This window comes from Aeromonas sp. ASNIH4 (genome assembly GCF_002934425.1).
Lineage (GTDB): Bacteria > Pseudomonadota > Gammaproteobacteria > Enterobacterales > Aeromonadaceae > Aeromonas > Aeromonas hydrophila.
Genome location: NZ_CP026217.1, coordinates 3,131,569 through 3,145,884 on the forward strand (window position 1 = coordinate 3,131,569; position 14,316 = coordinate 3,145,884).

A 14,316-nucleotide genomic window follows, 5' to 3' on the forward strand; every position below is an offset into this window, starting at 1 on the left:
TTTCGGCCGAGGCACTAGGGAGAAACAATAGGCAGGTCAACCCGTTGCACCACCGTTTTCAACAGGACCACTTCCATTCGGACGGCACCAGCCAGGAGAGAACCATGCTCACCACCCTGATAGATGAAGGATTGATCTGCCTCGACCTTGCAGCCCGCGACAAACAGGCGCTGTTTGTCGAACTGGCCGCCAGGCTTAAGGCCAGCGGCAAGATAGCCAGTCAGGAGCAGTTTGTCCGCGACCTCTGGGCGCGAGAGGAGCTCGACAACACCGGCTTCGAGCAGGGGGTCGCCCTGCCCCACGCCAAGAGCGAGGCGGTGCGAGAGCCGGCCATCGTGGTCGGTATCAGCCGCCAGGGCATCGACTACGGCGCCGAAGATGGCGAACCCTCCAAGCTGTTCTTCATGATTGCCTCCCCGGCGGGCGGCGCCAACCACCATATCGAAGTGCTGGCCGAGCTCTCCACCAAGCTGCTGGAACCCGGTTTCATCGCCAGCATGCAGGCTGCCAACAGCCGCGCCGAGGTACTCGCCTTGCTGGCCGCACCAGGGCCGTCCGCTGCCCCTGTCGCCCCCGCCCGGGCGCAACCCGCCCAGCCGGCGGAGCCGCAGGAGCGCGGCATCAAGGCCCAGCTCAACACCCTCAAGCAGCATTTGCTGTTCGGTACCTCCCACATGATCCCCTTCATCGTCGCGGGGGGCGTGCTGCTCTCGCTGTCGGTGATGATCAGCGGCAAGGGCGCCGTACCCGAGGCGGGCGTGCTCAAGGACATGGCCGACATGGGGATTGCCGGGCTCACCCTGTTTACCGCCGTGCTGGGCGGCTACATCGCCTACTCCATGGCGGACAAACCGGGCCTGGCCCCTGGCATGATCGGCTCCTGGATTGCAGTGCAGCAGTTTCACACCGGTTTTCTCGGCGCCATCCTGGTGGGCTTTATCGCCGGCCTTATCGTCAACCAGCTCAAACGCATAAAACTACCGGACTCCATGAGTTCGCTCGGCTCCATCTTCATCTATCCGCTCATCGGCACCTTCCTGGTGTGCGGCATCGTCATGTGGGTCATCGGGGCGCCCATTGCCGCCATGATGGAAGGGATGAACCACTGGCTCTCCGGCATGGCGGGCTCGGGCAAGGTGATGCTGGGGGCCATCCTCGGTGGCATGACCGCCTTTGACATGGGCGGCCCCATCAACAAGGTGGCTACCCTGTTCGCCCAGACCCAGGTCAACACCCAGCCCTGGCTGATGGGCGGGGTCGGCATCGCCATCTGCGTGCCGCCGCTCGGCATGGCGCTGGCCACCCTGCTCTCGCCCAAGCGTTATAAGAAAGAGGAGCGTGAAGCGGGCAAGGCAGCCGCCATCATGGGCATGATCGGCATCAGCGAGGGGGCCATTCCGTTTGCCGCCGCCGACCCGGTGCGCGTCATCCCGGCCATCGTCGCAGGCGGCATCGTCGGCAACATCACCGGTTTCATGATGCACAGCATCAACCACGCCCCCTGGGGCGGCTGGATCGTGTTGCCGGTGGTGGAGGGCAAGATGGGCTATATCCTCGGCACCCTGCTCGGCGCCCTCACCACGGCCCTTATCGTCAACCTGCTGAAAAAGCCGGTCAGCGACATCGAGGAGAGCAACGAGCACCAGGAGGAGTACCAGATCATCGAGGCGGAAGGAGAAGCCGAAGTGCTGGCCATCACCGCCTGCCCCTCCGGCGTGGCCCACACCTTCCTGGCCGCCAAGAGCCTGCAAAAAGCGGCCACCAAGGCTGGCATCAAGCTGAAAGTGGAAACCCAGGGCGCCAACGGCATCATCAACCGTATCAGCGCCAAGGACGTGGCCAACGCCCGCTGCGTGATCTTTGCCCACGATGTGGCCATCAAGAACAAGGAGCGCTTCGCTAATATCGAGGTCATCGACGTCAAGACCCGGGAGGCCATCCATAACCCGGAAGGGCTGCTGGCCCGCACCCAGCCGGGGCGCCAGGTGGCCTGATAACGGAATTGAGAGTACCTACGACAGAGGGGGCCAAGGGCCCCTTCTTTTATCCCGGTATCAGGCAACAGCAAACCCTGCTCGTCAGCCGCCCGAACGGGGATAGCGCCCTCCCCCTCAGGATCGATAAGATAGGAGCCATATTGTGCCTTCGCCTGCCAGCCGGCCTGGCGACCGCACCTGGACGGAGCCTTGCAAAACATGGAATTGACGGACGTACTGCTCACCCTGGCGGGTCTGGTGACCGCCGGCATCATTCTCAAGAACCGCGCGGTGACCCAACCCGACTGGGACAAACTACCCACCCTGCCCGAGTACCTCGCCCGCCATCCCGAATGCGCCACCGACGATAGTGAAAACGCCAGTTGCTGTGCCTGCGGTTCGCACAAGGTGCTGTTCAGCCCGCTGACCGGCGCCGGCGATTACCGCCTACGCCACACCTGCCTGGCCTGCGGCAAGGTGCTGTTTCGCAGCCGCGCCATTCTCTGACAGATTCATATATCAACTAGATGAGTGAAGGGACGCCCAGTGAGTGACCGAACAGCCGCCGCCCGTTGGCGCTGGCTTCGCCAACATATAAAAACATTGCGCAATTCTGAGCTGGAACCCGAAGAAAAGGGGACGACTTGGCAATTTGCTGGATTGGTCGTGGCGGCCATTCCAGCCCTGACAGCAGCGACCTACCTCCTGGGGATGGCCTATCACTATGGCTATACCCTGGCGTTTAACCTCGACTATGCCGAATTTTCTCCACCGGCGGATTATCTGCTGGCCCTTGGCCTTCTCACGACTCTCAATATGCTCAAACCCTGGATGTGGCCTGTATTGGGTAGCATATTCACGATTTTTTCAGTGGCGTTCACCCTAATCATCTGCGCTCGCTGGCGAATTCATCTCACATGGCTGTGGCAAAGCTCAATGTTCTATCGTTGGCTGATCAAAAGAGCGAAAAAGATTGGACGCTACCCCGCCCCCTCTCTTTTCAGAGCATTTGTTTGGATGGGGAATAACTATTACAAATTTGCCTTCTTGTCGTTATCCGTATTGATCCCCGTCATGGGTGCGCTCTGGTTCTTTGTGAAAGGTGTTGAAGAGGCACAAACACAGATCACCCGCCTCGAGCAAGACAAGTGGCCGCAGAGAGAGGCCCATAGTCAGTCGCTCCTGCTGGGGGATGAGCCCCATATTCGCATCGCCTGCAACGCTTCCCACTGCGCCTATCGCCTCAAGGGGGGTGATACCCTGATCCTGCGCTTCGATCAGATAGAAGAGACCCGCTATAGGCCTGACAAGGCCGCCTCAAAATAGCAACCGCCGCCCTCAGGCGGCGGTGCGCTATCTGGCCAGCAGCTCTTGCAGCGCACTGATCAAGGCATCGAGGCCTTTATCTACTTTCGAGCGAGGGCAGCCGACGTTGAGGCGAAGATAGCCTGTGCCTTCGGGGCCATAGGTGTCGCCGCGCATGATGGCGACCCGGTATTTTTCCACCAGCAAGGTTTGCAGCGCATCCATCCGTTCGGTGTTGTCGATGCCAAGGCCGCTCAAGTCAATCCAGGCGAGATAGGTCCCCTCGGGCACCTGATAGTCGATGGCGGGAAAGGCGGCGTTGAGCCGCACCGCCACCTGGGTGAGGTTGCCGTGCAGATAGCTTTTCAGGGCATCGAGCCAGGCACCGCCGTCCCGATAGGCGCTGATATGGGCCAGCACCCCGAGAATGGGGGGCGATGAGAGGCCGTGGGCCGCCTTGAGCCGCTGCAGATAGCCGGCCCGCGCCTCGGCGTTGGCAATAAAGGCGTAGGCGCCGCCAAGGGCCGGAATATTGAAGGATTTGGAGCCAGAGCTCACCAGCGCCCAGCTCTCGTCCTCTGCCACCTCGCTCCACGGCAGGTAGCGGGCAAAGCTCACATCCATATGGATGTCGTCCGAGATGACCTTGACCCCGTAGCGCTGGCAGATGGCGGCCATCCGGCCCAGTTCATCCCGCGTCCAGACCCGGCCGGTGGGGTTGTGGGGGCTGCACAGCAGCAAAATCCGGCAATCGGGGCGGGCCGCCTGTTGCTCGAAGCAGGCCCAGTCGATGTGATAGCTCCCCTCCCCCTTTATCAGCGGGCAAGGCAGCAGCACCCTGTCGTTGGCGGCCAGCATATTGCCGAAGGCGTCGTAGGCGGGGGTATGCACCAGCACGCCTTCGCCCGGCGCTGACCAGAGGCTCACCAGCTGGGCGATGATGTAGATGACCGAAGGGCCATAGACCAGGGTGTCAGGGTCAAGTTGCGCCCCGTAACGGCAGGCAAACCAGTCGCTCACCGCCCCCTTGAAGTCGTCGTGATTCCAGCGGCTGTAGCCAAAGACCCCGTGCTCAAGGCGCTTGGCCAGGGCCGCGCGAATGCAGGGGGCTGTCTCGACATCCATGTCGGAGATGGTAAAGGGGAGCAGGTCGGCGTGGCCGAAGCGGTCGGCCACATAGTCCCACTGGGTGCAGTAGGTGCCTTGGCGATCGACCAGGCGATCAAAATCAAAGGATTCGGTATTGGGCATCTCTTTCTCACCAGTAAAACAGCAATGAACAAGGGGGCATGGCGCCCCCCGAGGTAGGGTAACAGAGGGCCGACTCAGGCCCCCATCAGGCTCTGCAGCTGGTTTTTCACCAGATGCACCTGGGGCCCGATCACCACCTGCAGGTTGTGTTCGTCGAGCTTGATCACCCCGATGGCGCCGTTCGCCTTCAATACCTTGTCATCGACCCGGCTCATGTCCTGCACCGACATCCGCAGGCGAGTGATGCAGTTATCGAGCGCCAGGATATTGTCGGCGCCGCCCAAGGCGTTCAGGATCACCTCGCCGTTGTAACCGCTGTTGCCTGCCTTCTTGCCCGCGGGCTGGGCAGCCTCGCTGGCCTCAATCTCGCGGCTCTCTTTTTCACGGCCAGGGGTTTTGAGGTTGAAGCGCACGATGGCGAAGCGAAACACCCCGTAGTAGATGGCAAACCAGATGGCCGCCGCCACCGGCACCAGATACCACTTGGTGGCGGTGCCCTGCAGCACGCCAAACACCAGAAAATCGATGAGGTTGCCGTCGGTGTTGCCGATGGTGACGCCGAGCAGCCCCATGGTCATAAAGCCGAGCCCGGTCAGGATGGCGTGAATGACGTAGAGCACCGGCGCCACGAACAGGAACAGGAACTCCAGCGGCTCTGTGATGCCACCGATGACGCAGGCGACCACACCGGAGACCAGCAGCGCCTTGATCTTGCCGCGATTTTCCGGGCGAGCGCAGTGATACATGGCGAGCGCCGCTCCCGGCAGGCCACCGAGGAAGGCCGGCATCTTGCCCTGAGAGAGGAAGGAGGTGGCCGACACCGAGAACTGGGTGGTGTCGGCGCAGGAGAGCTCGGCGTAGAAGATGTTGAGCGCGCCGCTCACCTCGTTGCCGCACACCAGCGATGTGCCGCCCGCCTCGGTAAAGCGGATCAGCGCCACCAGAATGTGGTGCAGGCCGAGCGGCAGCAGCAGCCGCTCGCCGGTACCGAACAGGAAGGGACCGAAGGGACCGGCGTGGGAGATCAGCGTCCCGATGCCGTTGATGCCGGCGGCAAACCAGGGCCAGACCAGAGGCACCACCAGACCGACCACCCCCAGCACGATGGCGGTAATGATGGGCACGAAGCGGGCGCCGCCGAAGAAGGCGAGTGCATCGGGCATCTGGCAGGTGTAGAAACGGGCATGCAGCTTGGCGACGATCACCCCGACGATGATGGCCCCCAGAATGCCGGTGTCGATGGAGCTGATGCCGAGGATGGATTTCACCCCGTAGGCCTTCTCCGCTGTCGCGTCACCAATGACGTTGACCACCGTGAGGTAGAAGTTGATGGAGAGGTTGAGCGCCGCATAGCCGACGAAACCGGCAAAGGCCGCCACCCCCTTCTCTTCGCGCGCCAGCCCCAGCGGAATGGCCACCGCGAACATCACCGGCAGGTAGATAAAGGCCACCAGCCCCACCTTGGTCATCCAGAGGAACAACAGTTGCAGCACGGTATTGTCGAGAAAGGGCATGCTCTGCTTGACCGCATCGCTGGTGAGCGAGCTGCCGACACCGAGCAGGATGCCCGAGAAGGCCAGCAGGGCGACCGGCAACATAAAGGTCTTGCCGAGGCTCTGCAGGAACTCCCATACGGTGGATTTGGCGGGGGACTTGGCCATGTGTCAGATCCTTGTGAGGTGAGGGTCATTCGATACGCCTGCCCGGTACCGTTCCTGACGGATGGCGACGGTGAGCCGTATCTGGTTTTGCTGGATGATAAAACGTTTTATCAACTCACAAGTGCCGACAGGATCACAGTTCAACCGCCCTGCTGGCCGCTGTTCCTCAAATTTGTGAGGCAGATCCATGGGTGCGGGATGTAACGTTTCACTCGGCAACCCAAGCGGGTATGCTGTGCACCTCCTCTCTTCGCCTTGATCGCCACCGCCTGCCTATGTCGCCCAAACCGCTGCTCGCCAACAACCCCAAGATCACCGACGTGGCCCGGCTGGCCGGGGTCTCGGTCACCACCGTCTCCATGGTGCTGCGCGGCAAGGGGCGCATCTCGCCGGCCACCGCCGAGCGGGTGCAGCAGGCGATAAAAGAGCTCGACTACGTGCCCAACAGCGCCGCCGCCAACCTGCGCAGCCAACAGTCCAACCTGGTGGGGCTGATCCTGCGCGACATCACCGACCCCTTCTATACCGAGGTGACCGCCGGGGTGAGCGAGGTGCTGGAGCAGCAGGGCTATCTGCTGTTTCTGACCCAGTGCGGCCACAGCCCGGAGCGGTTGCAGCAGAGCATCCAGTCCCTGTCGCGCCAGGGGGTGGCGGGCATCATCTTCAACCCGGTGCGCGGCGCCGCCGCCAAGCCGCTGGAGAATCTGCTTGGCTCGGCGCTGCCGCTGGTGTGCGCCGCCCGCTCCTACTATCGGGACGACATGGACTTTATCGGCCCGGACAACACCCACGCAGCCCAGCAGGCCACCACCTATCTCATCGAGCAGGGCCACCGCCATATCGCCTACGTCGGCGGGCGGGCCGATTCCCTCACCCGCGCCGAGCGCATCGGCGGCTACTGTGCCAGCCTGCTGCAATACGGGCTGCCCTTCAAACCGGAGTGGGTACTGGAGTGCGAGCGCACCCAGCGCAGCGCCGCCGACACCATCGCCCAACTGCTGCACCGACACCCCAAGGTGACCGCCGTGCTTTGCCACTACCCGGAGGTAGCCCTCGGCGCCATCTACGGCGTCGAGGCGAGCGGGCGCAGCGTGGGCAAGGACAACTACGTCGGCCAGCAGGTGGCCCTGCTCGGCTTTGACGACGTGGCGGAGGCCGAACTCACCTTCCCCGCCCTCACTTTCGTCAGCTCGCCGGCCCGCGACATCGGCCGCCAGGCCGCCCTGCGCCTGCTGACCCGATTGCAGCAACCCGAGCTCGCCCCCACCCGCCATCTCATCATCCCCAGCCTACAAAAGCGGGCATCGGCCTGAGTTGGCAAGGCTGGCCCGTCTGCAGCAGACCGAATTTGCCCCACCCGCCACCACATCACCGCTCACCAGCAAACCGTAAAAGCGGGTATCAGTCTGAGACGCTCGGTTGCGGCGCTAGGCAAGGGGTTGTTGTGCTCAAGCAGAAAAGCGCGAGCGCAAAAATGTGAGCCTGCTCACTGCGTTGGCAAGGAGAGATTGAGAGCCAAGTGGAGAGGAATATGATGGGCGCCCACTCTCTTCACGAGCCCCTTGATGAGCAACCCGCACGACCAGAATCCACCGAGTGAAATCCATCGCTGTGACAAATGCAGGGAGCGCACCCGCCATATCGTGGTGCTGGTCGCCCGCGATCACACTCAGGACATCATGCCCAAGGATCCGCGCAAAGCCTTCTGGCAAGCCTTTACTTCCAGCAGCATCACCAACTGGGCGTTTGGTGAAACATTGGCTTACCAGACCACCCATGTAAAGCACCTGATCTGCGAGCGCTGCGGGGAGAAGTTTCTGGAATATTGAGGCCCAGAGGGCGGCACGCCCCGGGCAGTGACAGTGAGATAAAAGAGAAATAAAGATGAAATTTGTCGATATGGATCCCGGTCAACTGCCGCTGGCGCTGCTGCTGGAGGCAGATCCCGCAGAGCAGCGCATTGCCGCCTATCTGACCGGCGCCTGGGGCTTTGCCGCCCTGGCGGGCAACGAGGTAGTGGGCGCCTGTGTGGCCGGTCTGGTGGGGGAGCAAACGGCCGAGATCTTCAATATCGCCGTTGCCCCCAACCGCCAGCAGCAAGGCATCGGCTCCGGCCTGCTGCGCTTCGTACTGACCAGCCTGGCCGGGAAAGGGGTACACCGCGTCGAACTCGGTACCGGCAGCTTCGGCCACCAGCTCACCTACTACCTGCGCCACGGCTTTCGCGTGGATGACGTCATCAAGGATCACTTCCTTATCCACTACCCGGAGCCCCTGATGGAGCACGGCATCCAGCACAAGGACATGCTGCGACTCTACCTTGAGCTGGGCTAGGCTATCCCTACCCTCAGCAGCCTGTAGCGCCCTGGGGATAAATGGTGGGGGGATCAATTCAGCGTCGCCACATCTCATCGAAAGCAACGAGAGCCATATCGATCGCCATGACACTGGTAAAGGGATGAATGCAGGATGCAGACAAGAAAAGCCAGCCCAGATGAACTGAATGCCATCTTCTGGATGGGCTTTGATGCTTGGGGCGAAGGACTGTCACCGACTGAATATCTGGCGAGCTGCCACGCCAGTCAAAAATACCACTCCGGTGTGTGGTATGTCCTTATTGTGGACAATCAGCCTGTCTCTTCCCTCATCGTCTATCGGGACCGATTTGGCCTTGGCCAGGGCTGTTTTGGCATAGGTTCACTGGCAACGATACCTGCGATGAGGGGGCAAGGATTTGGCACTCATCTGCTGCGTGGGGTGACAGGCATGCTGCTGGATAGTCCCGATGCCGTCGCCACCTTCCTCCATGCAGATATCGACCATCACTTCTACGAGAGGCTGGGGTCTAGGCGCATTCCGGGGGGTGATTGCATGCATTTTTCTCATAGGCGGCCACGCTATGTCGGCGAACCGCCAACCTACTTTTAATCCACTCTCAGCGTCATCACCTCTACTTGTCAGCCTCCAGATATATGTTCCAGAAAAGAGCACTCATAGATGAAACGTATTCTGATTATTGGCAACTCGGGATCGGGCAAGAGCTGGTTGGCGGCTCGATTGGCTGAACAGTTAACTATCCGCGAGGTCAATCTGGACCCCATTGTCTGGCAGCCGGGCTGCTTTAACCAAAAACGGCCCCAGCATAAGATTGACCAGGCCATTCAAACACTTGCTCAAGAGCCCTCATGGGTGGTCGAAGGGGTATTTGGTGCCCTAGCCGAGCAACTGCTTGATGCCGCCGATACCCTGCTCTTTCTGGATCTCGACTGGTCTGTATGCCGTGATTCACTGCTATCGTGTGGATCACAAAGCGCCAGACAACGGGATGCCGTGGCAGCCGAAGAGAGCTTTCAACAACTGCTGGTGTGGGCATCGGAATATGGGCAGCGAGCCAGCAAAAGCTCCCGCCAATACCATCGCGAGCTGTTTGATCGACTCCCAAACGCCAAGCACCGTTTCACGACTCGGGCAGAGGTAAATCTCTATCTTAACCAACTAGTAACTAACCATTAGAGTGTGAGCGCTAGTCACAACTACAGTGATTAGTCTCTGTCGGGGGAAAATATGGGACACAGAACAGAGTTAATATGTGTAGCATCAGGAATTATCAATTCTTTTGCCAGTAGAAACAATGATATAGATGGATACTGGGGATTAGGGAAGCTGTACAAATCCCTTGAATCTGAAGAGTCAAAAATCGTTACTATAGAGTTGACCACCAAGGTCGTAACTCCAGATATATATGAATTGAAGATCATGTCTCTATCATATTCAGAAATGCTTACTAAATTAGTATACAATAAGAAAATACCTATCAACTGGATAATGTCTGCCACAATAACATCTGAATTTGAGGCAAAATATCAACACCACCATTTCTGGCGTCGTGACCTTGGTAAGCCTTGTAATTTGACTTGCACTATTGTTGATGATATGGGTAATATTCATACGGCTAAGGCATATGTTAATTGCTTGCCACACAATCCACATAAAGAGCTGAGAAGTACAAGAGCTGAATGAATTTTAAAAACTTAGTGTAAATAAAAATTTAAAAACAAAGACAAATTATTATGAAAATATGTGTTATTTACTTCTTATCCTTCCTCGGACTATCCAGCCAAAGCACATTTGGTAGCGAAGCTGGATCTCAAGTGTCACCTCGGGCAGAGGACTATCCGGCACCACCTGTATATAAAGGTAAACCAGCCAAACTTTCACTAGACTCTGAATTGGCCAGAACATTCCGTACCCGACTTACCGCAGCATTGTCGCAAAAGCCAGTATATGCTGGTGAATATGTACTAACAGGTTGGGGATGCGGTTCATCAGGTTGTTATAATCAGGTCCTTGTCAACAAGCGCACGGGTCAGGTACTGGATACGGTATTTAATGCGTATAGCTCATATGATGTAAGTGATGATGCTGATACCCGTGTGGGAGAATGGATAGAGTCTCCCAAATTTGATAGCAACCTTCTTACTACAACCAAAGTGGAAAGTAGCCAAGATGGAGAGTCATTTATTTATTACACCAATTACTATATCGTTGAGAAAAACAAGCTTACGCTTATAAAAACTGTCCAAGACAGTAAATAAGCTACAAAGCAACACCTTACAAAAACTCACGCAGAAAAATACATCATCATGAAATATATTGTCATCATTACATCTTTATTGTTGTGTTTCTCCATCTCTGCAGAGACAAACTCATCTTATGTTATTGACGGATTAAAAATTGAAATACAAAAAGAGAATGCCTGTTATTATCTGTTGGCGATAGGGAAAGAGAAAGAAAAGCTGATATGTGTAGATGATGAACTGCAATCTGACATTATCATAAAGGATTTCAACTTTGATGGTTATAAGGACATTGCCATTACCAATTATCTTGGAATGGTAAACAATGCTTTTTATGTATTCTTATATGACCATGTAAACACAGCATTTAAAGAGCTAAAAATTGCAGACTCGAAGACGCCAACATCTGCCTGTGGCGATCTCTACAACCTTGCAGTTAAATTAGATTCTCTTTCTTTAGTTAGCTCTTGCCGTTCTGGCCCCGTCTGGTATTACGACTCTTACCGATATAACGCCCAAGGTGAACTCTGGCTATATAAAACAACAGAGTATCAGATCCAAAACTCCGAAATTGATACCTTCCCTCTTTACGAGCACACATTTAATCAGAAGGGAGAGAAACTGGACACCGTTGCGATTGATTTTGATGGCAAGAAAATTCTCTGGTCAGTCACATCCGAGAAAGCCTTTCTCTACTCATCACCTGAAAAAAAATCAAAGACCAAAGCCTATCTTATTCATAACGACAAAGTAGAAATTCTCGAGCAGAAAGATGACTGGATTAAGATCCGATTTGCCTCCAGAAAAGGCCCCCTTGTCCGTTGGCTCTATCTTCCAGAAGCAATAGCCAAAAGTTAACCTAGAACTTTTAATACCCAAGCGTACTTAGACATTCACGTCATCAATTCGGTAGGGTGCAATAAGAGCAGCGCATTGCACCTCTACCTTTTCTGCCTCCAAACAAACGGTGCAATTCACTTCGTTCATTGCACCCTACGGGGCCAATGCCTGTGCTTTCACTCGCGCGTTGTGGTGGGCTGTCTGGCTCCCATGGCTCAACCCATTTCTCCACCTTTCCCCTCGCCGGCCTCCCCTTACCAAGCGCCCCGTCACCGCCATTTATGTGCACCAGCTCACACCCCGCCCGCTCTTTTCACCTCACAAATTTACAGTTCCTCACCGATTCTAGGCCGGATAATATCACTCTCCATCATAAAAATATGTTGAAAGAATCAACATCAAGATGCTGATTTTTAAAAATAAAAAATAACTTATCGATTCAATCCAGACCCATTTTGTCAGCTGGTCTGCTATGCGATAAGGATCACACTCAAGGTCATATCGCACAAAAATCCAGTATTTCGCAGTTTTGTCCGATAGGTGCGCGGCCCTGCGGGCGGGATAATAGTGGGGTCACTTTTGTCTGTATCTCCTGGGCGGTAGCCCAGGAAAAGATGCCAACAGGCTCCGGCCAGGAGCAGGGAGAACGCCATGATCACCACCCTTATCAACGAGCAGCTGATCGCGCTCGATTTAAAGGCCACGCGCAAGGAGGAGGTCTTCACCGAGATGACCCGTCTGCTCGCGGCGCAAGGCAAGGTCAGCGACGAGCAGCAGTTCATCAAGGACTTGTGGGCTCGGGAAGAGCTGGACAACACCGGCTTTGAAGAAGGCGTCGCCCTGCCCCACGCCAAGAGTGCGGCAGTGAGCATCCCGGCGGTGGCCATCGGCATCAGCCGCGCCGGTATCGAGTACGGCGCCGAGGATGGCAAGCCGTCCCGGCTGTTTTTCATGATTGCCTCCCCGGCCGGTGGCGCCAACCACCATATCGAGGTGCTGGCCGAGCTCTCCGCCAAGCTGATTGAAGAGGGCTTTATCGATGCCCTGCTGGCAGCCAAGACGCCTACCGATGCGCTGGCGCTGCTGCTCGAAAAGAAAGAGCTGCAAGTGGCTACCCCGGCCGCCGACAAGGGGCTGATCATCGGCGTCACCGGCTGCCCGGCCGGCATCGCCCACACCTATCTGGCGGCGGAATCCCTGGAGCGCGCCGCCAAGGAGCTGGGCTTTGAGGTGAAGGTGGAGACCAACGGCTCCATCGGCGTCAAGAACAGCCCGACTGCGGCCGAGATCGCCCGCGCCAGCGCCATCGTGGTGGCCTGCGACAAGCAGGTGGACATGGCCCGCTTCAACGGCAAGCCGCTCATCAAGACCGGCGTGAAGGCCCCCATCAAGGATGGCAAGGGTCTGATCGAGCAGGCGCTGAAGGCCCCCGCCTACGTGGCGGACAAGGATGATCGCAAAAGCGAGGAGAAGAGCTCAGGCGGCAGCTCGGATCTCTACCGTTATCTGATGAACGGCGTCTCCCACATGATCCCGTTTGTGGTCACGGGGGGTCTGCTGATCGCCCTGGCACTGGCCATCGGCGGTGATCCGACCCCAAGCGGCATGCAGATCCCGGCAGGGAGCATGTGGAACCAGATCCTCAATGTGGGCGTGGCCGCCTTCACCCTGATGATCCCCATACTGGCAGGCTACATCGCCTACGCCATCGGTGACAGACCGGCCCTGGCGCCGGGCTTTATCGGCGGCTGGATTGCCAACAACGGCAGCTTCTACGGCGCCGACGCCGGTACCGGCTTTATCGGTGCCATCATCGCAGGCCTCTTGGTCGGTTATCTGGTGCGCTGGATAGCGACCCGCCAGTACCACAAGATGGTGCAACCGCTGGTGCCGATCCTGATCGCCCCCATCGTCGGGTCGCTCTTTATCGCTGCGGTCTTCATCTTCATCATCGGCGCCCCGATTGCCGACATGATGACGGGTCTAAACGCCATGCTGCTCTCCATGAGCGGCGGCAGTCTGGTACTGCTGGGTATCGTCCTGGGCGGCATGGCCGGCTTTGACATGGGCGGCCCGGTCAACAAGGTGGCCTTCCTGTTCTCGGTGGGCATGATCGCCTCCGGCCAGACCCAGTTCATGGGTGCCATGGCCTGCGCCATCCCGGCCGCCCCCCTTGGCATGTCGCTGGCCACCGTGCTCGGTCGCAAGCTCGGCATCTTCGACGCCACCGAAATTGAAGCGGGCAAGGCTGCCGGTGCCATGGGTCTGGTGGGGATCTCCGAGGGCGCCATCCCGTTCGCCGCCCGTGACCCGCTCGCCGTCATCCCGGCCAACGTGCTGGGCAGCATGACTGCCGCGGTGATGGCCTTCCTGTTTGGCATCACCAACAGCGTCGCCCACGGTGGTCCCATCGTGGCCCTGCTCGGCGCCGTCAACAAGCCGCTGCTGGCCCTGCTCTGCATGATCTGCGGCGCCATCGTCACCGGCGTGGTAGCGGTTGCCCTGAAAAAGCTGCGGGTCAAGAAGAGTGACGAGGTGACCCTGGCCAAGGCCGCCTGAACGACCCAACCGCATTGATACGGCAAAGGAACAAGAGAGGCCCCATGGCCTCTCTTGTTGTTTCTCGACTTATTGTCTGCAATCAGCACCGCTTTGAACAACAACCATTTTCTACAAATTGAACACCGTTTAGTGACGGAGCACCTG

The 14,316-nt window shown here is 57.9% G+C and carries 14 protein-coding genes; 12 read left to right on the forward strand and 2 right to left on the reverse strand.

Features of this window, described 5'->3' with window-relative positions:
• The first annotated feature begins 104 nt into the window (after positions 1-104).
• The 3 genes from C2U40_RS14355 to C2U40_RS14365 all read left to right on the forward strand — a co-directional run bounded on the left by C2U40_RS14355 (position 105) and on the right by C2U40_RS14365 (position 3,302).
• A complete protein-coding gene (locus C2U40_RS14355) occupies positions 105-1,994 on the forward strand; it encodes a PTS fructose transporter subunit EIIC (RefSeq protein ID WP_103827843.1) in 1,890 nt (629 codons plus the stop codon).
• A gap of 201 nt (positions 1,995-2,195) precedes the next feature.
• Positions 2,196-2,483 carry a hypothetical protein gene (locus tag C2U40_RS14360; RefSeq protein WP_017409991.1) on the forward strand — a complete coding sequence of 96 codons (288 nt, stop codon included), beginning with the start codon at positions 2,196-2,198 and terminating at the stop codon, positions 2,481-2,483.
• A gap of 39 nt (positions 2,484-2,522) precedes the next feature.
• Entirely contained in the window at positions 2,523-3,302 is a 780-nt protein-coding gene (locus C2U40_RS14365; RefSeq protein WP_233768778.1) for a hypothetical protein, read from the forward strand.
• A 27-nt stretch (positions 3,303-3,329) separates the two neighbouring features.
• Here the strand turns inward: C2U40_RS14365 and C2U40_RS14370 are convergent, their stop codons facing one another.
• Positions 3,330-4,532, reverse strand: coding sequence for a MalY/PatB family protein (locus C2U40_RS14370; protein ID WP_103827845.1), 1,203 nt, complete (start codon positions 4,530-4,532; stop codon positions 3,330-3,332).
• 74 nt (positions 4,533-4,606) lie between these two features.
• Positions 4,607-6,193 (reverse strand): maltose/glucose-specific PTS transporter subunit IIBC, encoded by a 1,587-nt coding sequence (gene malX / locus C2U40_RS14375; protein ID WP_103827846.1) that lies wholly within the window; start codon positions 6,191-6,193, stop codon positions 4,607-4,609.
• 275 nt (positions 6,194-6,468) lie between these two features.
• Between malX and C2U40_RS14380 the strand changes: the two genes are divergently transcribed.
• From C2U40_RS14380 to C2U40_RS14415, 9 genes are all read left to right on the forward strand, one after another.
• Positions 6,469-7,506, forward strand: coding sequence for a Mal regulon transcriptional regulator MalI (locus C2U40_RS14380; protein ID WP_103827847.1), 1,038 nt, complete (start codon positions 6,469-6,471; stop codon positions 7,504-7,506).
• 252 nt (positions 7,507-7,758) lie between these two features.
• Positions 7,759-8,022: a hypothetical protein gene (locus C2U40_RS14385; RefSeq protein WP_041217726.1), complete on the forward strand. Its 264-nt coding sequence runs from the start codon at positions 7,759-7,761 to the stop codon at positions 8,020-8,022.
• A 55-nt stretch (positions 8,023-8,077) separates the two neighbouring features.
• Entirely contained in the window at positions 8,078-8,527 is a 450-nt protein-coding gene (locus C2U40_RS14390) for a GNAT family N-acetyltransferase (RefSeq protein ID WP_103827848.1), read from the forward strand.
• A 135-nt stretch (positions 8,528-8,662) separates the two neighbouring features.
• A complete protein-coding gene (locus tag C2U40_RS14395; RefSeq protein ID WP_103827849.1) occupies positions 8,663-9,121 on the forward strand; it encodes a GNAT family N-acetyltransferase in 459 nt (152 codons plus the stop codon).
• 69 nt (positions 9,122-9,190) lie between these two features.
• On the forward strand, positions 9,191-9,706 hold the full coding sequence (locus tag C2U40_RS14400; protein ID WP_103827850.1) for an AAA family ATPase: 516 nt from the start codon (positions 9,191-9,193) through the stop codon (positions 9,704-9,706).
• Between the two features lie 51 nt (positions 9,707-9,757).
• Entirely contained in the window at positions 9,758-10,213 is a 456-nt protein-coding gene (locus C2U40_RS14405; protein ID WP_080706220.1) for a hypothetical protein, read from the forward strand.
• A 50-nt stretch (positions 10,214-10,263) separates the two neighbouring features.
• Positions 10,264-10,788, forward strand: a complete 525-nt coding sequence (locus C2U40_RS26125) for a hypothetical protein (RefSeq protein WP_146054372.1) — start codon at positions 10,264-10,266, stop codon at positions 10,786-10,788.
• Between the two features lie 48 nt (positions 10,789-10,836).
• On the forward strand, positions 10,837-11,628 hold the full coding sequence (locus tag C2U40_RS14410) for an XAC2610-related protein (RefSeq protein ID WP_103827851.1): 792 nt from the start codon (positions 10,837-10,839) through the stop codon (positions 11,626-11,628).
• Between the two features lie 633 nt (positions 11,629-12,261).
• On the forward strand, positions 12,262-14,169 hold the full coding sequence (locus C2U40_RS14415) for a PTS fructose transporter subunit IIABC (protein ID WP_103827852.1): 1,908 nt from the start codon (positions 12,262-12,264) through the stop codon (positions 14,167-14,169).
• Positions 14,170-14,316: the final 147 nt, after the last annotated feature.

Coding starts and splice junctions, on each gene's coding strand:
- C2U40_RS14355 (WP_103827843.1), top strand. CDS start 105: ATGCTCACCACCCTGATAGATGAAGGATTGATCTGCCTCGACCTTGCA.
- C2U40_RS14360 (WP_017409991.1), top strand. CDS start 2,196: ATGGAATTGACGGACGTACTGCTCACCCTGGCGGGTCTGGTGACCGCC.
- C2U40_RS14370 (WP_103827845.1), bottom strand. CDS start 4,532: ATGCCCAATACCGAATCCTTTGATTTTGATCGCCTGGTCGATCGCCAA.
- malX (WP_103827846.1), bottom strand. CDS start 6,193: ATGGCCAAGTCCCCCGCCAAATCCACCGTATGGGAGTTCCTGCAGAGC.
- C2U40_RS14380 (WP_103827847.1), top strand. CDS start 6,469: ATGTCGCCCAAACCGCTGCTCGCCAACAACCCCAAGATCACCGACGTG.
- C2U40_RS14385 (WP_041217726.1), top strand. CDS start 7,759: ATGAGCAACCCGCACGACCAGAATCCACCGAGTGAAATCCATCGCTGT.
- C2U40_RS14390 (WP_103827848.1), top strand. CDS start 8,078: ATGAAATTTGTCGATATGGATCCCGGTCAACTGCCGCTGGCGCTGCTG.
- C2U40_RS14395 (WP_103827849.1), top strand. CDS start 8,663: ATGCAGACAAGAAAAGCCAGCCCAGATGAACTGAATGCCATCTTCTGG.
- C2U40_RS14400 (WP_103827850.1), top strand. CDS start 9,191: ATGAAACGTATTCTGATTATTGGCAACTCGGGATCGGGCAAGAGCTGG.
- C2U40_RS14405 (WP_080706220.1), top strand. CDS start 9,758: ATGGGACACAGAACAGAGTTAATATGTGTAGCATCAGGAATTATCAAT.
- C2U40_RS26125 (WP_146054372.1), top strand. CDS start 10,264: ATGAAAATATGTGTTATTTACTTCTTATCCTTCCTCGGACTATCCAGC.
- C2U40_RS14410 (WP_103827851.1), top strand. CDS start 10,837: ATGAAATATATTGTCATCATTACATCTTTATTGTTGTGTTTCTCCATC.
- C2U40_RS14415 (WP_103827852.1), top strand. CDS start 12,262: ATGATCACCACCCTTATCAACGAGCAGCTGATCGCGCTCGATTTAAAG.